The organism is Tenacibaculum sp. nBUS_03, from assembly GCF_051201695.1.
Classification (GTDB): Bacteria; Bacteroidota; Bacteroidia; order Flavobacteriales; family Flavobacteriaceae; genus Polaribacter.
The window spans coordinates 1,208,123-1,230,168 of record NZ_CP179214.1; the positions used below are offsets into that span (position 1 = coordinate 1,208,123).

Annotated in this window: 18 protein-coding genes; 2 read left to right on the forward strand and 16 right to left on the reverse strand. The window is 27.2% G+C overall.

Annotation, left to right across the window (positions count from 1 at the left end; translation table 11 throughout):
• Positions 1–99 precede the first annotated feature (99 nt).
• The 15 genes from ACMFBB_RS05625 to ACMFBB_RS05695 all read right to left on the reverse strand — a co-directional run bounded on the left by ACMFBB_RS05625 (position 100) and on the right by ACMFBB_RS05695 (position 13,537).
• The gene (locus ACMFBB_RS05625; protein ID WP_435263484.1) at positions 100–645 is read right to left on the reverse strand and encodes a TPM domain-containing protein; all 546 of its coding nucleotides are present in this window, start codon (positions 643–645) and stop codon (positions 100–102) included.
• An 84-nt stretch (positions 646–729) separates the two neighbouring features.
• The gene (locus ACMFBB_RS05630; protein WP_435263485.1) at positions 730–1,470 is read right to left on the reverse strand and encodes a hypothetical protein; all 741 of its coding nucleotides are present in this window, start codon (positions 1,468–1,470) and stop codon (positions 730–732) included.
• Between the two features lie 131 nt (positions 1,471–1,601).
• Entirely contained in the window at positions 1,602–2,153 is a 552-nt protein-coding gene (locus ACMFBB_RS05635) for a hypothetical protein (RefSeq protein ID WP_435263486.1), read from the reverse strand.
• Between the two features lie 159 nt (positions 2,154–2,312).
• On the reverse strand, positions 2,313–3,494 hold the full coding sequence (locus ACMFBB_RS05640; protein ID WP_435263487.1) for a hypothetical protein: 1,182 nt from the start codon (positions 3,492–3,494) through the stop codon (positions 2,313–2,315).
• A gap of 95 nt (positions 3,495–3,589) precedes the next feature.
• Positions 3,590–4,372: a hypothetical protein gene (locus ACMFBB_RS05645; RefSeq protein WP_435263488.1), complete on the reverse strand. Its 783-nt coding sequence runs from the start codon at positions 4,370–4,372 to the stop codon at positions 3,590–3,592.
• A 177-nt stretch (positions 4,373–4,549) separates the two neighbouring features.
• On the reverse strand, positions 4,550–5,227 hold the full coding sequence (locus ACMFBB_RS05650) for a CPBP family intramembrane glutamic endopeptidase (RefSeq protein WP_435263489.1): 678 nt from the start codon (positions 5,225–5,227) through the stop codon (positions 4,550–4,552).
• 226 nt (positions 5,228–5,453) lie between these two features.
• On the reverse strand, positions 5,454–5,846 hold the full coding sequence (locus ACMFBB_RS05655) for a hypothetical protein (RefSeq protein ID WP_435263490.1): 393 nt from the start codon (positions 5,844–5,846) through the stop codon (positions 5,454–5,456).
• Complete coding sequence (locus ACMFBB_RS05660) at positions 5,839–6,303, reverse strand: DUF6896 domain-containing protein (protein WP_435263491.1); 465 nt, start codon at positions 6,301–6,303, stop codon at positions 5,839–5,841. Before ACMFBB_RS05660 ends, ACMFBB_RS05655 begins: the two co-directional genes overlap by 8 nt.
• Positions 6,304–6,387: 84 nt before the next feature.
• Positions 6,388–6,903, reverse strand: coding sequence for a hypothetical protein (locus ACMFBB_RS05665; protein WP_435263492.1), 516 nt, complete (start codon positions 6,901–6,903; stop codon positions 6,388–6,390).
• A 77-nt stretch (positions 6,904–6,980) separates the two neighbouring features.
• A complete protein-coding gene (locus ACMFBB_RS05670) occupies positions 6,981–7,955 on the reverse strand; it encodes a hypothetical protein (RefSeq protein ID WP_435263493.1) in 975 nt (324 codons plus the stop codon).
• 274 nt (positions 7,956–8,229) lie between these two features.
• Positions 8,230–8,850 (reverse strand): DUF4253 domain-containing protein, encoded by a 621-nt coding sequence (locus ACMFBB_RS05675; RefSeq protein WP_435263494.1) that lies wholly within the window; start codon positions 8,848–8,850, stop codon positions 8,230–8,232.
• A gap of 1,059 nt (positions 8,851–9,909) precedes the next feature.
• On the reverse strand, positions 9,910–10,554 hold the full coding sequence (locus ACMFBB_RS05680) for a recombinase family protein (RefSeq protein WP_435263495.1): 645 nt from the start codon (positions 10,552–10,554) through the stop codon (positions 9,910–9,912).
• Positions 10,555–11,306: 752 nt separating this feature from the next.
• Entirely contained in the window at positions 11,307–12,221 is a 915-nt protein-coding gene (locus ACMFBB_RS05685) for a helix-turn-helix domain-containing protein (protein ID WP_435263496.1), read from the reverse strand.
• A 3-nt stretch (positions 12,222–12,224) separates the two neighbouring features.
• Complete coding sequence (locus ACMFBB_RS05690; protein WP_435263497.1) at positions 12,225–12,713, reverse strand: hypothetical protein; 489 nt, start codon at positions 12,711–12,713, stop codon at positions 12,225–12,227.
• A gap of 2 nt (positions 12,714–12,715) precedes the next feature.
• The gene (locus ACMFBB_RS05695) at positions 12,716–13,537 is read right to left on the reverse strand and encodes an oxidoreductase (protein WP_435263498.1); all 822 of its coding nucleotides are present in this window, start codon (positions 13,535–13,537) and stop codon (positions 12,716–12,718) included.
• Between the two features lie 999 nt (positions 13,538–14,536).
• Between ACMFBB_RS05695 and ACMFBB_RS05700 the strand changes: the two genes are divergently transcribed.
• Both ACMFBB_RS05700 and ACMFBB_RS05705 read left to right on the forward strand, forming a co-directional pair.
• Positions 14,537–14,806 (forward strand): hypothetical protein, encoded by a 270-nt coding sequence (locus tag ACMFBB_RS05700; protein WP_435263499.1) that lies wholly within the window; start codon positions 14,537–14,539, stop codon positions 14,804–14,806.
• A 690-nt stretch (positions 14,807–15,496) separates the two neighbouring features.
• Complete coding sequence (locus ACMFBB_RS05705; RefSeq protein ID WP_435263500.1) at positions 15,497–16,273, forward strand: hypothetical protein; 777 nt, start codon at positions 15,497–15,499, stop codon at positions 16,271–16,273.
• Between the two features lie 2,489 nt (positions 16,274–18,762).
• Here ACMFBB_RS05705 and ACMFBB_RS05710 read toward each other — a convergent pair.
• A complete protein-coding gene (locus ACMFBB_RS05710) occupies positions 18,763–20,139 on the reverse strand; it encodes a hypothetical protein (RefSeq protein WP_435263501.1) in 1,377 nt (458 codons plus the stop codon).
• Positions 20,140–22,046: the final 1,907 nt, after the last annotated feature.

A 22,046-nucleotide genomic window follows, 5' to 3' on the forward strand; every position in this document is an offset into this window, starting at 1 on the left:
GCCAAATCAAAAGATTTGGCGGACTTTATTAAAATAGACTAAATTTTGGATTAAGCACCAAAACCCGTATTAATTATAGCTTTTGTTGTAAACAGTACTTTATTTCCATTTTGCTATTAATTCCACCATTCCTTTTTTGATTCCGTTGTAATAATCTCCATTTTTAAATTCAGGAATAATGGTTTGGTCAATTATATTTTTACAAATTTTGTCAGTCAGAATCTTTTCAGTTCCAAATCCTGTCGAAATTCTTATTTTTCTCAAGTTTTTACTAAAAACAATAGAAAGTCCGTTATCTTTTTCTTTTAATCCAATTCCGTTATAATTTGATAAATCAACCGCAAACTTGTCAAAATCCGTGTATTTTCCAATAGAGTCTATGGAAACGATTGCTATTTGATTAGTTGTGTTTTTCTCAAATTCTCTAATCATTAAAGTCAATTTTTCCAGTTGCTCAACATCAAAAATATGTTCAAAGTCATTTACTTCTCTCTTTAATTTCGGTAAATCACTTTTTCCTAAATCAAATTCCGAAAACTCAACTTTCGGTGGATTAGTATTCGGTTCTGTTTTTTCAATTTGCTTTGTTTTACAACTATAAATAGTCAAAAAAGCGATGAATATTATTTTGAAAATCGGTTTCATTCGTATTGTTTACAACGGTTCGGGTATGGTTCGTAGTGTGCTGAAAGCCGCTATGAACTATACCCATTGTTGGCGTGTCGTTTTTTATTTTAAATATTGTCCAAAGTATTCATCAACTATTTTTTTATTAAACTTATCTTCTCCTCTCCAATATTCAACAAAAGCCCAATCGTGCCTTCCAGTTGTTGGTCTATCATAACTTTTAGGTTCCAAAATTTCACAACAACCAAGAATTTCCATTAAAGTATGTCTTTCGTTTTTGCTTCCTTTCATTACATCTTTCAGTCTATCTCTTAACTTTCCAGGATACTCTCCGTTTTCTGAATCATTTATTGTTTTTAAAATGTCTTTAAAAGTCTGAATATCTAATTCGGTAGGTTTAGAAACACTTTCTTGTTCGAATAGCTTTAAATCAAGATAGTTGTATAATAAGTCTGAATGTCTAACGCCACTCCATTTAATGCGCTCGAAATTGAGAACATTAAGATCTTCATTTTCGTATTTAAAAATTTCGGCACGATAAAACTCTCTTTTACCTTCAAGTATAAGTTTGGCATTAAAATAACTTGCAAGAGCTGAACGCCAATCAAGTCGTTTATTGCTCAAACTTGATAAAAACCCATTGGTTATCTTCTCTTTTTCAATTCGGTTTAATAAACTTTTTAAACTAGATTTAACCTCCTTCATTGAGAGTGAAATTGGGTCAAACATTAATCCTTTAGATTTGGCATATTCAAAGTCAACTGGGTCAGTTTCATATTCACGTTTCCAACCTTGGGAACTCCAATATGTTTTAAATAAAATTGATTTTGCTTTTTTATCCATTACTTTTTTCAAATGCACGCCAACGGTTTTGTGTATGATTTCGTTGCGTGTTTAAGGACTAAAGTTAGTAAATAAATCATAGATAGAAAGTCCGCGAGGACTTTCGCAAGAAGACTCTAACTAGCAATGAATTATACACCGTGTTGTGTGCAGTTTTTTATTTCTTTTTCAATTCGTTTAAGAACAATAACAAACTTTTCAAATTGTTCAATGTCTTTAATTCCATATTCAGGGGTTAAAACAATTCGGTTTGTTGGTTTGTCAATACTTTCGATGTAAATTCTTTCGTTTATTATATTTTCCGTAAAAAGTTTGTCATACGCGAGTTGCTTTAATAAGCCTTTGTTTCCACCAAACCAAAGTTGTTTCAAAATCGGTTTTGGGATAAATACTCGTCGTTTTGGGAGAATAAAATCCAAGAATAAATTCCATAAACCTTTTGGATACACACTCAATTCAGTTTCATAAGTTTTATCTAAGTGTAAAGTAATTCGAAAAGGTTCTGTTACAGGCATTGCTCCACTAACTTCATTTATGTTTATACTGATTTTAGTTCCGTCAACTTCTATAATTCCGTTTTTCGGTTGATAAACATATTTTCCGATTGGACTATTTACACTTTTTGCCAAATCCTCTGAATATTTTCCGCTATATTTTTCTGTTAATTCTTGAATAATATTCATTAGTTCAGCGTTTTCTTTAATTGCACACAACGGCTACTTATATGGTTAGTGGCGTCTTAAAATTATTACATTTTTAGTTATACACCAAACTTCGTTTAATGAAATAAACTTTGATGTAAGCAATTAGTAGCCATTAACTATATAAATTGTTGTGCACCGTTACTGTTTTTTAATTCTATTTATTATTAATATATCGTGAAATGGATCGCCAAATTCACCAATCCATTTTTGTGAAATCATCGTTATTCTTTCATTATTATCTATTAAATACGGAACACTTGAAATACCTAACATAAAATCAAATTTTTTATCAGATATAAGTTTACCATTATTGTCTAATTCAAATATATAAGCAAAACTTCCATTGTCTTTGGTTGGTGTGATAGCACTTGAAAACACAAAATTATTCTTATTTTCAATTACATTTCCTGCCTGTTCGTAATAATTCATATTTATTGATTTCTCCCAAATTATTTTGCCTTTTTTGTCAATCTTAAAGACTATTAAACTATTTCTTGAATTCGTGTTCTGTATTGTTCCATAGATTATGAAAGATTTGTCTTTTGTTTGAAAAATTTGTTTTGGATATATATTTTTATCAAGTGTTTTTTTCCAAATTGTTTTATTGTTAATCTCTTTTTTTATTAGAATAAGACTATCTGATTTAGTCTTAAATGTAGAAATTAAAAAATGATTGTCAAAGGTTTTAGTTACGGTCAAAGGATTATCATACTTGTTAAAAAAAACATTCGACATAATAGTTCCTTTTTTATCAAATTTTTGAATTGCAAATCCGTATTCTTTTTTGTTATAACTATCCGTTATTAACATTAAACTATCCTTATCAAATAATCTAATAAAACTATTTCCTGCGGGATATTTGTGTGTTTTTAATTCTTTTTCCCATAATAAATTCCAATTTGTATCATACTTGCTTAAAAAATCGTGAGTGTAATTTTTTCCCATTGTTACTCTCAGCGTATTTATTGTATAAAATCCATTACCAAATTCAACATAATCTGTTAGTGAATGTTTGAAAGAAATATTTTGTTCATCTTTTACTCTTCCTTCCTTTGATATTGTAATGAATTTGTTGTTTGACTTTAAAGAAACATCATTATTTGAAATATTCAAAAGCATTCTAAAATCTTTACTTTTTGTTTCCTTTATGTCGTAGATTTGATTATGATAACCAAATGAAATTGTATCAGTCGAAGTTATTTTGAAAACAGGAATTTTTTTTACTTCATTTTTGTGTCTTTTTTCATTTTTACAAGAAAAAATAGCAAATAGAAGAATAAGAACATAAACAATCTTGGTTTTTCTCTTAATTCCTTTCATTTTTGATTTTAGTTTGTTTTTTTTGTCCTATGGTGCACAACGTTTTGGCTAAGCTGCGTTTTAATGCAGTTTAGGTGGTGTTGTAAATAGTTTTATCAGTTTATGATTTCATCAAGACTTTTATTAGAGTCGAAATCAAATCTATTTTTCTTAAAATTAATATTCACATAGTCAAAAATATTCCTTTCTGTGCTTAAAAATCTATTTTTCAATGTTCTTATGTAAACATTTTTACTCTTATTTTTACTTAGTGATTTTAAAATTTTATTTAAATCTCTAGCTTTTAGTTTTTTATCAGGAGTTATTATATAATTTATAAAAGGTGTCTCCTCTTTCGTATAATATTCTTCAAATTTATAAGTCAAAGAATCAAAAGATTTTAGAGTTTGTAAACCCTCTAATTTCCAAGATTCAATCAAAAGAGTTTTATTTTCTTTAGAAAACCCAATATTTATATATTCATTTAAATTGTGTCTAAAATTATAAACAGAATCTTTTTTTATGTTTTTAATTTTTAAAAAGTCGATTTTAAGTTCAGTTTTGTAATCACCTATTTTATCGCAATTTTGTTTTCTTTCTAGTATAATTTTTTTGCCAAGAGAATTTTTAATGTATACATTGCCATTCTTAATTTCATAGTAAAAATCATAAATTCCACATGCTTGTGCGTAAATTTCTATTTTCTTTTCATTTCCAAAATGTTTTCCATTACTAGGCTCTGAATAAAGAGAGGATATCATGAAACAAAGACTATCATTCTCTATATCTAACCTATATTCATAATTTTCTAAACCTTTAGAGTGCCAATGACCATTCAAATCTTTTTTACAGCTAAAGAAAGAAAAAGCTAATAGGAGAATTAGAAAATACTTTTTCATGGATATTTGCAGTTTTTGAAATTATTTACAACGTGTTTGTGTATGGTTAGTTGCGTGGTTAAGCAACTAAATTAGTAAACAAATACGAACCTGAGAAAATTCCGAAGGAATTTTCCAAATAATCACTTGCCAAAGCAATTAATTATACACGGTGTTAGGCACTGGCTTTTATGCAATTTAGACAATGTAAACCATTATATTCCAAAACATATGAAAGATAATAGATGGTCCAATTGATTTAGATTTAAAATATAGAATTCCAGACATTATTCCGCCAAATATTGTCAAATAGAATAAATGCCAATCTTGTTTTGATGATTCCAAAACCAAATTCATATATGGTGAATGAATTGAAGCGAATAATAGAGAAGCTAATAAAATAGCAACTATATTATTCATTTCTTTCTGTAAATTATTCTGGATATATTCTCTAAAAAACAATTCTTCTCCGACGGGAATCATTAGGACAGCAGAAATCATATTTAAATTCTTGAATTTTGGTAAGCCATCAAATCTGTAAGCAATATTGTATTCAGTCCCGAATAATAAGTTATAAATCCATTTCAAAGGTGTTTGTATAAAGACAAATGAAATTCCCAACAGCAGAGCAAATAAATACCATTTACGATGAGTCTTTTTAATCAGATTTTTGAAAGTCCGTTTCCTTACAAAATAAATAAAAATCAGAACTCCGATTAACTGTAAAGTTCCTTGAATTAATAAATAATATTTGTAATAGCTTTCAAATCCAATTGCTTCAGCTATAAGAGACCAAGAACCTATTAGTTCAATTCCAATCAGATAGAGTAGAGTAGCCAACATGGCTTTAGGAATACTTATCAGTTCGTTATTCAATATCGTTGGTTTTTTTAGCTTGTGCCTAACGTCTCGGCTATGGTTAGTACGGGAATTAAAAGTAGTGAACTTTCGATTAAGCACTTAGCCAAAACTTTTTATTTTGTTTTATTTTTTGTTCATAAAGCCAAATCAAAAAGATTTGGCGGACTTGGTTAAAGGCTCTAAACTTTGGGTTAAGCACCAAAACCCGTATTAACTATAGCCATTGTTGTGCGTTCGTTTTTCATTCTTTTCCTAACATATTTTCATATTCCTTTACGTGATGTGGAAACTCCTCTTCGTAAAAAGGATAACTGATGCCTAAAATTGAAATTTCATATCCATCTTCTTTCATCCCTGTAATTGCATTTCCAGCAACTCCTTTTATTTCAATTCCGTCTTGTCTAAATACTTTTAATTCCGACATTACTAGAGTGTCAATAAATGCATATTCTGGGTCGTCAGTATTTATCACGATATTGTTTTTTAAACAATAATCTTTGAAGAATTCGTAAGGCGATTCAATTCCATCAAATTCAATCAGTCCAAAAACTACTCCCATAGGTGCATCAGCTTTTTCTAATTCAGTTGTTCCGATTAGAAGTCCATTTAGTAGTATGTTGTATATTTTATTCAATTACTTTTTTTATTTTACTATTCATATATAGTTTTTCGACAACCAACTTTAATTTCTGCCAATCCATTTCTGCAACTTCACTTTTGTATTTATCGACTGATTGCATATAAGACAAAAGAAACCAAGAATCAATGTGTCCAAATTCAGGCGGATTACTTAGAACAACTTCCACTTGTTTTTGATGTTTTTTATTGTAGAATCCACATTCTCCACCGTGAAAGCTATAATTCCATCTATTCGAAAGTTCTCCTCTTCTCGGTATATTTTTATTGCTTCTAGATATTAATTTTTCATAGTCTTCTTTAACTTCAATATTTAAACCATATTTTTCTCCGAGTCTAAACATAAGTTCTTTTCCCTCTTGACGATAATCAATTATTGCATCTTGAAAAATATCAAGATTGATATCATTACTTTCTTCTTTTTTGAGAAGATTATGAATCCATTTTTTAATCATTGATTACTGTTCAATTTCGGTTCTCGTAAATGACGCACAACGGTTTGGCTAAGCTGCGTTTTAATGCAGTTTAGGTGGTGTTACCTACATTATTTTTAATTTTTTAGCTATTTCTATTTTCCAATTTTGAACCTTTTCATAATTATATTCCTCAAAAGGAAAATCTAGTAATTGGTACATAGACTCTGATTTATCAAAACCTAACTTTTTTCCAACTTTATTAAAATTGACCAAATCAATTTCTTCGTCAATATTATCTTCATAATATTGAAACATTATATCAAATAAGAGTAGGTTCCAATTTGTATCGTAATCGGTATATATTTTGTCGTTTTCCAATTCAAAGTGAAAGATTTTTTGAATAGATTCATTATATCCAAATACTCGAAAATCTTCTCCTTCATCATATATTGGAATTATGTTTAATCCTCTCAATATTTCATAATCTGTAATTGTTGGTAAATAGAAATAAGCCCCATCTACTTTTTCAAGACGAAATTCTAACTCAGAAATATTACCAATATTATCAATAAAAATTTTTGGGGCACCAAACTCTATTAGCTTAGATTCTCTTTCATCTATTGGGATAAGTTTTTTCATATTGTAGGTAACGTTTTGGCTAAGCTGCGTTTTAATGCAGTTTAGGTTTTGTTGTACACCGTTAATGTTTTAAAATTCTATTTATTAATATTACGTCGTGAAAAGATATCTCCAAATTCTCCAATCCAATTTTGAGTTATCATTGTTATTGTCTTGGAATCATTTATTAAATAGGGAACACTTGAAATGCCTAAATAAAAATTGAACTTTTTATCTGATATAAGAGTTCCGTTTTGATCTAATTCAAAAATATAGGGAAAATCTCCTCCATCATTTATTGGTGTAATAGTACTGGAAAAAAGAAAATTGTTTCCATATTCTATTATGTTCCCTGCTTCTTCATAGTAGTTTTTATTTATAGTCTTTTTCCAAATCAATCCGCCTAACTTGTCTAATTTTAGAACAGTTAAGTGTTTTGTTGAATTAATTTCATACTCAGTTCCATATATTAAAAACGAACTGTCTTTGGCTTGAATAATTTGTTTTGGAAATATATTTTTGTCAAATGACTTTTCCCATGTAATTCTATTATTAAAATCTTTTTTTAACAGAATAAGACTATCATATTCATTGTCCAATGTTGAAATTAATAATTGTTCGTCAAATGTTTTTGTTACGGTTAAAGGGTTATTATACTTTCTATTAAATATTTTTGATTTAAGATTTCCTTCTTTATCAAATTTTTGCAGGGAGAGCCCATAATCCTTTTTGTCAGAATAATCAGTTAATAATACTAAACTGTCCTTATTGTAAGAATAAAGAAAGCTATTACCAGCTGGATATTTATGTGTTGATAATTCTTTTTTCCATAATAATTTCCAATCTTCGTCATATTTACCCAGAAAATCATGAGTAAAATTTTTCCCCATTGTTACTCTAAGAGTGTTTATCGTGTAAAACCCATTATCACTTTCAATATAATCAGTTAGTGAATAATTGAATGAAATATTTTTTTCATTTATAATCTCGCCTTTTTTTGATATTGTAATGAAAGTATTCTTCGGTTGTAATAATTCTTCTGTACTATCTTCTATACTTAAGAGTATTCTCAAATTATTTTTTTTCGTTTTTTTGATATTACAGATTTGGTTATGATAACCTCTTGATATTGTATCTGATGATATTATTTTATAGCTAAAGATGGTTCTGTCATTATTTCCTTTTTTACAAGAAAGTATCATTATGCAAAGGATAAAGATGTAAGTGAATTCAAAATAACATTCTTTAAAACGTTTCATTTTTCCTTTCGTTTTTTGCTTTAATGGTGTACAACGGTTTGGCTAAGCTGCGTTTTAATGCAGTTTAGGTGGTGTTGTAGCCAGTATTTTAGTCCCACCACAACCAAATACCGTTCATTTCCTTAATCATAAGTTTTAAATTTTCTACTTCGCCAACACCTTGGTCAACAGAGTCAGGGCAGAATTCATAAACTTCGTTAGCAAAAGCGTCCAAATCATTTGGCAATTTTTTAAATTTCAGTTCAAGCCAATCTCTTCCGCAACCAATCACAGTCAGTCCAAATTTATCATTCCATTCCGATATTTTTTTTACGATGTCCTTATTTTCGTAGTCGTGGTTAATTCCGTCAGTTCTTCTATATCGTAAAATATCAAGGTCATTTGTTCCTTTTATAACTCCTATACTTTTTGAATCTTCTTCTCCCGTAAAAGCAAAAATTAAATATCCTTTTGCTCTAAATTTTTCTTTTAATTTTTTAACAATCGAATTCGCTTTTTCTTCTGAAGTGTTTGAGTGAATTCCATTAAAAAATTCATCCAATACATCCGCAGTTTCTTGGTCAATTGCAGGCAACTGAATTAATTCATTTTTTGTTTCGTTTTTTAATTCATTCATAAGTTCGATATTGAAATCCAACTTATTCACTAATTCAATTTCTTTCGGTGTTAAGTTTTTTGCTCCACACCCAAAGAATGATAAAATTCCCATAAGCATTAATATTCTTTTCATTCAGTTGAGTTTTTCTCGTATTGGCTACAACTCCTTATATAAAGAATAAAGTTCTCGTTTATCCGATTATTCTTCCGGATAAAAGGAACTTTTGTTCCTCTTTATCTTTATTTGTTAAGGTGCTTTTTTTCACAAATATAACTTTTACAATTAATTATTTAAAGACAACAACAACCTTTTATTCGTTTTTTATACAAATCAAAAGATTGTTGTTATCCTCAAATTTTACTTACCACAATTATGTCAAAGAACTTTTCCGTTTTTTAGGTATCGGAGAACCTACTGTTATTTTAGTTTGTTTATATTTGACTTATGAATTTGACTATTATCTTGGCTAATAAGCCACCAGTTTTTGTATTCAGCTTTGTTGCTATATTCCTCTCCTTCTCAGTAATTTATTTAATTAAAAAAAAGAAAAAATAACTACTGTTTTAATGGTTATACCTTATTAGCATAATGGTTTTCACTTATGCAATACTGCTGGTTTATACCATAACAACTATAGGTATTACACCTATTTTAATTATCTTTTTGTTTTACAATATTTGGATTATATTTAATCTATTCTGTGTATTAACAAAAATCTTCATATATTTTTATGCCCCCCACGGTAAAAAAGTTAGTATGCAGTTTTTCTATTTATTTAGGATTTGTAGGGACTCTTAAATATACTCTTGGTTAGCTAATCTTAATAGATTAGCTAACTTTTTTATTCAACTTTCTACCATTATTTTAGTTTGTTTATATTTGGCATATGAATTTGACAATTATTTTAATTTGAGTCATAATCATAAATGAAAATTTTATTTATTTTTAGTAAAATTTAATAAGTAGAAAAAATAAGAAGTTCCGTGGGGGGGCTTCTTTTTCTATTTTTACTACTATTACTTTTTTTAATAAGCTTTATTCTTTTTTTAATAATATTAGGTATAAATTTTCTCAATAATATTGCAAAAAAAATGTGATACCCCCGATAATAGTTTCCCTATCACAAGCTCCTTCGGGAGCTTTTTTTGTATTCATAATTCTACTCTTTATTTAATATTTATAAGCCGCGTTCTTATTACCTACGTTCTTATGTTGCTTTTTATAATCATACTTTTCTATACTAAAACATTTATAAACGCTTCCTTGACTAATACCAAATGCTTTCATTATATCTTTAATTGAAGTGTCTGGGTTTTTATGCATTACTACTACATGCGGAGCAACTTCTTTCAATCTTTCAGATGGGCCAGATGGTCTACCTCCTTTTTTACCTCGTCTTCTAGCTGCTTCTAAGCCTGCTTTAACTTTTTCATTACTCGATTTTCTAAAATACTGTCCGAGTGCTCCAAAAATTAAAAATATTAATTCGCCTTCTGATGTCCTTGTACTCTCTGTATTGATAAACGGATTTGACAAGTCTTGAAAATCTACACCTATTTCATAAAAAGTATCAACCAAGGTTAATAAATACCTCAAATTCCTTCCTAGTCTCGTTAAGTCGTAAAAAACAACTTTATCCCCTTTTCTTAATTTTGATAATAGCTTTTGAAGTTCTTTCCTATCATCATTTTTACTTGAATCTTTATCTACAAAAATATTTTCTTCTTTTATTCCTAAAAGTTTAAACCTATCAACTTGGATATCCAAATTTTGACTTTCAGTACTAACTCTTCCGTATGCAAATTCCTCTCTCATTTTTTTATTTTAATGATATGGTTTCTTATAATTTGTTTTTTTTAAGAAACCTATCTATAATGATTTAGACTCTAATTCAATTTATTTATAATATACATCAGATACTCCTATTTCAATATATTCAACTCCACCAGTTTTCCAATCATTTCCTTCTTTACTCGGATTAAACTCCTAGTTTTTATATTTACACAGTGCTATTAATTTTCGTTTAAATAAACTAACTACTGGTAAACTATTACGTGAAATTTTAACTAAAGGAAACAGAAAACTAATACATTTTCATTTAAAATCTAACTACTATACTTTTTGGCGTTTTATTATAATCTTTTACTGTAAAGGATCAAGAATTTCTGAAATACTTCATTTACAAGTAAAAGATATAAATACGCTTGAATTTAAAGTTTTTATTAAAAAAGGGAAACAACGCGAAGAAGTACTAAACCCATAAATAAAAACTTTGCATACCTATGTTTAGAAGTTAATAATGAACAAAAAGGTAATACAAATTAAAATACCCTGTTTAGGGTCTATTTCAAATTTTTCAAACAATAATTAATTATTCACGGTAAAATATATTAAATAATCAATAACCAAAATATCTTCACCATTCCGAGACACCTATTTAAAACAATAAAAACAAACAGTTACATGTTTTTCAACTATTTTTCATGGGAAATATGTGTAACATAAAAAATAATCTTGGAAAAATTCGTACCGCTATACTTGAATGCAAGATTAATAATTGGTGTTCTCTAATTTATACTCTGTCGGAATTCATTTGGAGTCATCTTTGTCTTCTTTTTAAAGATTTTACTGAAGTACTGTGGGTATTCAAACCCTAACTTGTAGGCTATTTCACTTGCACTATCGTTGGAATTTAACAGCTTGTTTTTTGCCTTTTCAATAATATAATGATGAATATGATCTTGGGTGCCTCTTCCTGTTTCTTTTCTTAATAAATCGCTTAAATATTTAGGAGACATGTTCATTGCTTTTCCACAATACTGGACAGTCGGGATTCCTAAACTTAGATGCTTTTCTGTTTTGTAATACTTCTGTATTAGTTGCTCAAATTCACTAGTAATATCTTGATTCAGGTTTGTTCTCGTATAAAATTGTCTATCATAAAAACGAACACAATAGTTGAGTAACAATTCTAAATTCGAAATTATCAAGGTTAGACTATGGGCATCCATATTGTTACTAAATTCCTTCTCTATTTTCTCAACAATTTCGGTAGTTGTTTGTCTTTCTTCTTCTGATACATGGAGCGCTTCGTTGGAAGCGTAAGAAAAGAAAGAGTAGTTTTCCATTTTCTTCCCAACTTCAGATCTTCGAAGTAAATCTGGATGAAAGATTAACGACCATCCTTCATCTTTTTCATTTGCTTCTGCTTTTTTAAATTCTAAAACTTGATTTGGTGCCGTAAAAATCATGGTTCCTTCTTGATAGTCATAAGAATTTCTACCATAATTAATAATAGAAAAAGAACAGTTATCCTTTAAACTTATTTGGTATAAACCAAACACGTACTTCAAATTTTCAACCTTAATATTTTGCAATATCTCACTTACTCGAATAATGGAAATTAATGGATGTTTGGGTTTTCCTAAGCCTAAAAATTGATGTGTTTCTGCTATAGAATGTATTTGGATAATTTCTGCCATGACTTATGTGTTTAAAAAGGATAAAAAAGTAGAAGACCTGGATACAAAACCATAATCAACGATGAAAGCAATAATAGATAAGATTGCAATCCCTATGCACCAACCTTGATTATAAGGGGAGTTTAGAAAAAGTAAAGCTACCATTGTAATTACAACTATTACAGGATATGTTTTCATGAATATTTTACCCATTTTGTATTCTTTTGCATGCTTGTTCTTTTCTTTTACAATGGCTTCATGTTGCGATTTTTGAAATAATGCAAGACGCTCCTTGACGTGCATAGTGCGACTATAAATAACGTAACTACCATATCCAATTAATATTGCAACTATTATGCTAAATGGAATTAAGGCTCCTCGCAATAATTGATGTTGACTTTTCAGTATACACAATAGCGCAACTAAAAATAGAACACCAACAACGATCATTATTTTACCCTGTATTACTTCAGATTTCGCCCAATTATGTATATGTTCTGTAAAATTTATCATTCTTATTTTACTTCATTCATTATTACTTTATCAAATATTCTGTCTCCCAAATATAAGCGCATCCATACCATTGGCTTCGCCCATTTCCCTGCTCTATATCTAGTTTTAGGCTTTTTTGAACGTACAATTTTAGAAATTATATTGGTAATAACCGATCTCGGGGATGCACCGTTTGGCTTATGGTAAGAATCGTTTACTGTTTTGGCTACTAGTTTTGCCATAGGTTCATAGGCTGTATTCTTACAGTTATCCAGCATGGGCTGAGTTAAAACATCTCCAAATTCTGTAGCAATAGCTCCAGGTTCTAATACAACCACGTTTATGTTAAATTGTTTAGTTTCTAATCGAAGACAATCGCTAAACCCTTCTACTGCATGTTTTGTAGCGTGATACCATGCCCCTAGAGGTGTATACATCTTTCCCCCCATGGAAGACGTATTAATTATAGTTCCACTTTTAGCTTTTCGCATGTAGGGAAGCACTTTTTGCGTAAGGTTTGCCAATCCAAAAAGGTTTACTTCAAATTGCTTTTTAGCAGCTGCAATAGAAATATTTTCTACAGAACCATATAAGCCATAGCCAGCATTATTCCATAACACATCTATTTTACCGTCTTTTTGCAAAATTTGATCTACTACATTTTTTACATCTTCGTTTTTTGCTACATCCATTTGCATTGGAAAACCTCCCATTTCTTGCAATTCTTTCATTTTTTCAATTCGTCTTGCGGCAGTATAAACTTTATGTCCCTCTTTTATCAATTGAATTGCTGCGTCCTTTCCTATACCTGAAGATGCTCCCGTTATTAAAATTACTTTGCTCATTTTTTTATTTTTAAATTTATTTACGATGCAAAGCTAGCCCAACAAAAAAGTCGAAATGTATTCAAATTGCCGATTGTTGTATACGATTTACGCAATTTTTTAAAATTCGCTTATTAACTTTTAATTAAAAAAATTAGAGATATACTTTTATTTCTTCCACATCTCTTTTATTAGTGTTTTATATTTTTTTTTAGGGTTAAATCAATTAAGGTTGTTTTATCAACTCATAAAATTAATTTAATAATAAATAAATTTTATGAGTTAGTTAATAGTTTGGAGCTCCTTCGGGAGCTTTTTAGTTCTTCTATTACCTCTCTTTTGTAATTCATTTACTTAAATATTGGATATAAAAAACACCTTGCTAAAGGTGTTTTGAGGTAAATGTCATTAGTAAAGAGAATGTTATTTTTAACAATTCTCTTAGGTTACTTTATGTAACAATATTTAATCGATTACTTCTGCATTGTAAGGATTCATCCCTTTCTTTCCTCTTTCAGTTTCAAACTGTACCTTGTCGTTTTCTCTAATGTCATTAATTAAACCTGTGTAATGAACAAAAATATCTTGTCCTTATTCTGATTGTATAACAAGGTCACAAAATATAGGTGATTTATATACACTTAAAAGTAAAGATTAATTGAAATAAAAAAAGAAATGAAGAGAGAAACTCGAAAAAACTATCTTAAAATTGAGATGTGTTCTACTTGAACAATACAAATATACCTCTTTTTCAAATGCTCTTTCTTTTAATTTTATTACTCATAGTTATCGTGTTTTTCTCTTCATTTTTACATTTATTCTTTACGTTTATGAAGTTTATAATATTAATATGTTTGCATTCAAAATCTAAAATATTTTAAAATTAAATTATGAAAAAATTATTATTCTTAACAATTACTGTTCTTAGCTTAGTCTCTTGTTCTTCTAACGATTATACAACAGATACCATAAATGACCCTATCATAGGAAAATGACAATTTGTTTCTTCTCCAAGTATTAATGATCCAATTAATTGACCCATGCGAATTAAAAAGTACCACTGAATTTTTAGAAAATGGTGAATTTACAGCCATCAGCATAGCTCCATCTAATGGTTGTTGTATAGTTGATGATACAACAACGGGAAAATGGAAAAAGAAATCAGAAAAAATTTACGAAAATACTGCTCAGAATAGGTCTGAAAGTCTTACAGTAATTTTTTCAAACAATAATAAAACCATGACGACGACGACTAAAAAAGGGCATGTAGATATTTTTAAAAAAATATAATCTTACATTAAGCAATAAAACCCTTACTAGCAATATTGTAAGGGTTAAAATTCAATAGGACTGAATACTATATCCTCAGTTATTTAAGTTTTTGACCATACGAATACATATCCTAGCTCTTTGAACTAGCTTTTCTTTAATTCCTTTTCGAAAATTAACCTAAAAGCTACACTTATAACTCTACCAAATTCTTCATTTACTATCAAAATTTGATGCAAAACATCTTTTGAAAACCTAAACTCTAAAATATTCTGTAAAGATTAAAAAATATTGAAAAAATTTAACATGTAGTTTTTAATTAAATAATTATTGGATCGCGTTTTGTCAAATTCATTAATCAAGAACTTTCATAGTAATGAAAACTATGAACCAACCTAACATTCTATTAATTTGTATGTTGGATGCCTGTAGTACTTTATTGTTTAAAATTAAACAAGCTTTATATTTAAAAATACTAAAGATTGTAGTGTTCTACTCTAGCTGCATTAAAAAACATGTAATATTTGCTTGTATTACCTGAGTTTTATGATGCCATAAATGAGATAAAAGTATATTTTAGGAATCCTGTAGTACTTATCTTATTGAATATTTTACTAAATTTGAAGTTCGTAAAAAGTTATGAAGCTCCCGAACAAACACTCATAAAACAATCACATACATAACGTTAACATATTTCCAAAAACAAAGAAAATGAAAAAAGTTTTATCCTTTTTAACTATTTTAACATTAATAATAAGTTGCTCCTCTTCAAAAAAAAACTTTAATAAAAATACTAAAGAAAAAAGTAATCAAGAACCAGTACTTGTAGAATTGACCTTGGATAAAAAGCCTGAAAATTTTGTTTGGAACAAAGGAGATTTCTTAAATTTAAAAGGTAAAATAAAAAACAAATCAAAAGTTCCTATTACCGTTTTAAGTCCTAAATCATCATATAATGTAAATCCTGATTATTTCCGTGTTAATTTTTTAGAAGGTTTCGAAGGAACGGATTGCATATTTGAAGTTGGTGAAGATGATATTAGAAGGGAAGTAAATGAATTTATAACAATTTTACCAAATCAAACAAAAGATATTTTTATCTCTGGAAGAAGTTATTTTATTAAATATTGTAATCAAGATAACTCAAATAAAGAAGAAATAAAACTAAACTTAAGGTATAACTATTATGAAATAAAACATAATTATAATACTGAAAGTTATTTTATTAAAAAAAATTATAAAACCAAAATCAGCAAAGAAGATGAGCAAAAAATTCAATCTAAAATCAAATACATAAAGAACAGTGTTAGAATGAAAATGATGAGTGCAGACAAACAAAAAAAGCAAATATCTAAATTAGAAAAGTCACTCAGAAAAACAATGATTAATTCTACTTTCGATGAGCAACGTCTAATAATTGAAAAGTTTAACAACCTATTTCCTAAAAAACTAGAAAGCAACTCGATAACAATTAAAATAAAAAGGTAATAATATAAAACATCTATGATTACTTACATCATGAACATGTGTAAAGTAAAGAATAATTATACCCCACTCCTAAACACCTTTTAAAAGGTGTTTTTTTTATAAATAAATTCTACAAGTAAAATGATTTATCTAAGGACGTTGATGTTAATTAAATAAGGTATTTTACATATAGTAAAAACTTCTAATTATCAACAAAGCAACCAAGTATTTCATAGCATACTTGAAAATGCTAAATATCAGCCTGAATAATTCCAAATACTTAATTTATGCTACTAATATAAAAAACACCTAAAAATCTGTGACAACAAAATACTAAAGGTAAACTATCCTTTTTACATAATCTGTCACTCCATTTCTTCGTTTTTTGCTACTATTATACCTTTTTTAATAAGTTTTATTCCTTTTTTAATAATATCAAAATAAAATTATTTGATTAAAATTGTGAAAATATATGATGGTCCCCCTATCACAAGCTCCTTCGGGAGCTTTCTCCATACTTATAATTCTTCTCTTTCACATTTATTTTGTTATTTATATTGACATAAAAAAACCAATTAAGTATCTAGCAATTAATTCTATTGACAGAGTTACATAAAATAAACTTCGAACAAAAAATTTTAATAATAATAAACAGCTACTAGAGTAACTCCCTTTATCAATTCCAATACTTTAATCAGAATTTTCATTTTTTATTTATTTACTTTATAATTGAGGTAGGGAATTTTGTTATTAATTTGTTATTAATTTAATAAAAATTGCACTATGAAAAAAAATAACTCTTTGATTTTATTTGTCGCTTTACTTTTATCTTTTATTTTTTTAATAATTGTTTCATGACCTAAAATAATTTTAATTTTTGTTGTATAAAATACATTCATTCTATTAATTTTAAATGCTCTTATTAAGATTTTATATCAAAACATAATATCTAATTTTGCACATACTAATAGTACATTTCTTACCCAAATTTTTAAACTAAAATTTTCTAGCCTCAATGTCAAAGAACTTTTCCATTGTTTAGTTATAGGACAACCTATAATTTTGATGGTTTTCCCCGATATAAATTTCAGGGTTATCACTTATTTCACATCTAATTTAATCTTGCTTAATTTGTCATCACTTAGAATACATTCTAAGGATTTTCTTTTTAATAGCAATTTCCCCACTCAATAATTGAGTGGGTTTCTTTACTAATTTAACAACAATTATTTTCAATATTCGCTGCTACTTTTTTTCATAACTATTATTCCCTTTTTAATAATAGTTTTCACTTCTTTTTTGAATAAATTGCATAACCTACTACAATTAAAACCCTTCTTAAAAAGTTCTTTCGGGAACTTTTTATTATTCATTATTTTTCTGTTGTATCTGTAATTTTAATGAAAGCAAACATTCAAACATATTAAAGAGGCATATTTACTATAAAGAAATAATTACTGCCTCAGTTCAGATAATTCTAACTCACATAATTTCTACTTTTTTAATATTTTTTTAAGAGTATAATTTTTATTAAAAACACTTATTACTTTGTAAAGTGGATAGTTATCATGAAAAAAAAGTAATTAGTTGTTATTGTTATGAAAAGCTAAAATTATTTAATGGTTAACCGCCAATACCTATACTTTTCATTCTGCTTTCATATTATGTCTTTTAAGAGTCCCTATTTTTAGATAAAGACTTCTAGTGATAACCGCATTATATAATTATTTGAACTATTGAGGTTAGTAAAGCCCTTTATTTAGGGTTTTGCTAATTTCTTTAATTACTGATTTATTATACTTTTTGTTTCATTACCCTTTTTCATTTAATCAATACATTTGCAACCATTCATCGACACATATTTTCTTCTCATCAAATAATTTAATTATGTACTTCAATCTTAAATTATATTTACTGTATAATTTTAAAATTTCATTTTTTTAGTTAGTAGTTTGGTTAGTATAGAAAGAAGAAGTACTTTAGAAGGGTTACTTCTTCTTTTTAATAAAATTTTGATTTGTTTTTATTTGATTCCTTTATTTTAAAAGCTAACTGTTTTAGATTGTTTTTCCTTTTAATGACATGCCTTGCTATAATCCTCTTATTAATTTTTTAAAGAAATTAACCGAAAAATTCACTTTGTTCTATCATTCATTTGAACGCTCTCCCCTATTCTATACTACATCACCAAAATACTTAACCAACTGATTGTTTATACACTTAATATTCTTCACATTGTATATAAATCTCTATAATTCCTTTACACTGTTCGTCTAATATATTTTTAAGAAATTCAATTATAGAAATAGTTACTATCTTTATAATTGATTTCAATTTATTCTCTACAATTCAATTTTTATTAGTAAATAAATTCATTATCAAAAACCTCCTATTAATGAAAAAACTCATTTTTTATCATTGTTTTACATAAATATTAAACATAAAAAAACACCTTAATTAAGGTGTTTATAGTAATTCATTGTGCCTAAGTATTAAATTCAATATTGAAATTAACCTTTTATATCCCAACCATCTATTGATTTTTTTTGTCCTTTTGATTTTAACCAAATTTTACTTTTACTTACATTACCTATATTTAGATTAACCTGAAACAAAACATCTTTATTATTGGTCTTAATAAAATTCGTATACTGATCAAACAACATTTTTTTATCAAATACAATACTCACCCAATGTCTTTCCTCTTCATTATCTAATATTTCAATTCTAATAAGACTTGGTAAAGGTTTTTCACTTGCTATTCTCAAAAAATCAACACTTCTACTGTATTGATTCAAATAAAAGTCAATGATTTTAATGTTTTTAAGGGTATTACTTTTTTTGTCTTTTTGATCAATTTCAATATTAATCCCAAAAGAAAAAACACTTCTAAAACTCAATATTTGTTCAGGAGTTAATTTGGTAACTGTACCTCTTTTAAGTTTTTCAAAACGAAAATTTAGATTTTGGGAATTTAAATATTGCTGTTCAACTTGAGAATTATTCTTCCATATAGAATCAATACTTTGTCCTTCAACAGAACGAAACTTAATATCAAAATAACTAATTAAATGAGTATAATTAGTATACTCTCTCTTTAATAAATCTACATGCCCATTAGGTAGGATATGAATTAAAAAATCATTAATAGTTAATTGTTTGTCATAGTTCTCGCCTATTTTTAACTTTTTAGTATCGATAGGGAATATATCTTTATAAAACTTATTTTCTAAAATTGAGTACCAAGACAATTCAAAAGAATCAAAGCTAATTGGAATTAAGTGTTTTGTTTTTTGAGTATAATACCGTTGACTCTGCATAAATTGGCTCTTATCAGGTAATCCTTCAATTTGATATAGTTTTCTATCAGTTTCATAAAAATTATAAGAAACATGAAATGCTTCTTTTGTTTTAGAATTACAAAATTTTATCCGATCTATTAATATCGGAAAATCTTTAGGGTGCGCTATAATAATTTCATTACTATAGTTTTTTTTAAGTCTACTTTGTAAATTAACATTATTCCTAATAAATAAGAACATAGGATATCCAAATAATATAACAAGACAAACTAATGATTTAGTTTTATAACCATTTATACCATGAAGGACTTGGCTAAAACAAAAACAACTGTAAGCTAAAAAAGCATATAAGATAGTAAAAGATAAAAACTGAAAAATTATATCTGAATTCAAGCTTGAAGAAGCATGACTATTTGAAAAGGACTTACCTATTCCAATTCCCCAAACTAAAATATAACAACTAAGAATTGTTAAAATTGAAGCAACTATAATTACTCCTATTTTACCACCAAAATAAGCAGATGGAATAAGTAATAAAAGACCTACACAGGTCATAATAAGTAATACAGTAAGATAGTCTGACATAAATAGAAGATTGAATAATCATTTTTACGACCTCAACTAGATTAATCTATCAATTTCTAAGGTCTATTATAAATACATTTGTATTTATTTCTGTAGTTTAAAAGTACTATTTTATAAAACCTTAAAGAATACATTAACATATATTAACATATACCTCTAACATATTGGTGTTATGATGCACATATAATTTTAAGATACAACTCAAATTTATTTATATATGCAAAAGTATGCATAGCTAACTATTTTTCATAAACATACATACTTGTGGTTGTTTTTGATTAACACCATTTCTCAAAGATTCCTTTTCTATATTTAGAGTCTCAAAAAACTACTGCATTATTCATCATTTTTGAATTACTAAGCTTATCTGTCGTAACCTTGACTATGAATATCATAAACTACTAACTATAGTTTTTTTATAGTTTGTGTGACTTATTAATTTAATTTGAGTCTTAATCAATGAAGGCTTGTTATTTTTTAGTAAAATTTAATAAGTAAAAAGAACAAGGAGTTCCGTGGGGGGGCTTCTTGTTTATTCTGACTATCCTTAATTTTAATACATTTACTTAAATCCTGAATAGTAAAAAACACCTAATAAGGGGTGTTTTCGGAAAGCATATACATTTCATAATCAATACATTTTAGAGGCCTTTATACTTTTTATTTAAGAATGATAACAGTCAAATGAGTTAACTGTTTTTATCTAAATTTCACTTTTTTTACATAGTTAAATTTTTCATTCATGAAAAAATGAGATATTAATAAATTCAGATTAGTTAAAAGGAAATTAATGAGAATAGAGACTAAAGTTTTTTTTTCAATTATCTTCATAATTGTTTTATTTATTAAATTTTATTATTTAGATTTGTTCTAAATAAATCTCGTTTTTATCCCCTTAAAAATGAGAACAAAATATTTTGATTTCCCCCTTAATAAAAGGTTATTTTCGATTCCTAACAGATTGTTTATAGCCTTTTGTTGCTTTTAATAATTAATTTTTAAAAAATTTATCTTAATACGAATTTCATTTAATCTTATTTAATTTGATAATACAATGAAAATTCTCAATATATTGTGTTTTTCGTATCAATTTCCCACCCCAACTTTTAGTCGTTTTATATTTTCCAATCACTTAACTTCAATTGTACAATTTTTACATTTATCATTCTCTTTATCATCGTTAATAAGCTCTAAGTAGTGCTTATTTAAAAATGTTAGCACCATTCATCTATACCTTTTTTCATCTAATCTAATTTTTTAAATTTTAGACCTCTTTATAAACTATCTTTACTGCATAGTTTTAAAGATTAGAACTATCTCATTCCCCTTAATTATTTGAATTAATTATAAGTTTCCTTATTGAAACTTATAATTAATTCTTTTTACCAGTATTTTACTTTATTCTCTAGTATCAAATATTACATAATTTACCGTTCATCTACACATTTAATCCTTTTATCAAATACGCTGATTATTTAATTAAGTCTTAAATTATATTTGCCAAATAGTTTTAGAATTTAATTTTAATACGTCCGCCCCCTATAAAAAATCTCAAACCTATTAAAACTCATAATAGTTTTGGGATTTTTTTATTTATCGAATTACTAAATTTAATTTAGTACCTCTTTACAATACTTTAAAACAAAAAACACTATTTATATCTACTGAATACTCTTTTTCCTTGTTTTTTTTATATCAATAAGTTTAAACTTTAGTATGTTTTCAGTCTAACTATTTGATAAAGTTGAAGTATCAAAAAAATTATAACATTTACCAAAAGCTTCATTAGCATTTTTCCAAAGCAAAATAAGATTATCTTTATTCATAACTATTATAATAACAAATACTAGCAAGACAATTCTTATTACTCTTTTGACCTTTCTATTAATCTTTTTATTTATAAACTT

Coding starts and splice junctions, on each gene's coding strand:
- ACMFBB_RS05625 (WP_435263484.1), bottom strand. CDS start 645: ATGAAACCGATTTTCAAAATAATATTCATCGCTTTTTTGACTATTTAT.
- ACMFBB_RS05630 (WP_435263485.1), bottom strand. CDS start 1,470: ATGGATAAAAAAGCAAAATCAATTTTATTTAAAACATATTGGAGTTCC.
- ACMFBB_RS05635 (WP_435263486.1), bottom strand. CDS start 2,153: ATGAATATTATTCAAGAATTAACAGAAAAATATAGCGGAAAATATTCA.
- ACMFBB_RS05640 (WP_435263487.1), bottom strand. CDS start 3,494: ATGAAAGGAATTAAGAGAAAAACCAAGATTGTTTATGTTCTTATTCTT.
- ACMFBB_RS05645 (WP_435263488.1), bottom strand. CDS start 4,372: ATGAAAAAGTATTTTCTAATTCTCCTATTAGCTTTTTCTTTCTTTAGC.
- ACMFBB_RS05660 (WP_435263491.1), bottom strand. CDS start 6,303: ATGATTAAAAAATGGATTCATAATCTTCTCAAAAAAGAAGAAAGTAAT.
- ACMFBB_RS05665 (WP_435263492.1), bottom strand. CDS start 6,903: ATGAAAAAACTTATCCCAATAGATGAAAGAGAATCTAAGCTAATAGAG.
- ACMFBB_RS05675 (WP_435263494.1), bottom strand. CDS start 8,850: ATGGGAATTTTATCATTCTTTGGGTGTGGAGCAAAAAACTTAACACCG.
- ACMFBB_RS05680 (WP_435263495.1), bottom strand. CDS start 10,554: ATGAGAGAGGAATTTGCATACGGAAGAGTTAGTACTGAAAGTCAAAAT.
- ACMFBB_RS05685 (WP_435263496.1), bottom strand. CDS start 12,221: ATGGCAGAAATTATCCAAATACATTCTATAGCAGAAACACATCAATTT.
- ACMFBB_RS05690 (WP_435263497.1), bottom strand. CDS start 12,713: ATGATAAATTTTACAGAACATATACATAATTGGGCGAAATCTGAAGTA.
- ACMFBB_RS05695 (WP_435263498.1), bottom strand. CDS start 13,537: ATGAGCAAAGTAATTTTAATAACGGGAGCATCTTCAGGTATAGGAAAG.
- ACMFBB_RS05700 (WP_435263499.1), top strand. CDS start 14,537: ATGATCCAATTAATTGACCCATGCGAATTAAAAAGTACCACTGAATTT.
- ACMFBB_RS05705 (WP_435263500.1), top strand. CDS start 15,497: ATGAAAAAAGTTTTATCCTTTTTAACTATTTTAACATTAATAATAAGT.
- ACMFBB_RS05710 (WP_435263501.1), bottom strand. CDS start 20,139: ATGTCAGACTATCTTACTGTATTACTTATTATGACCTGTGTAGGTCTT.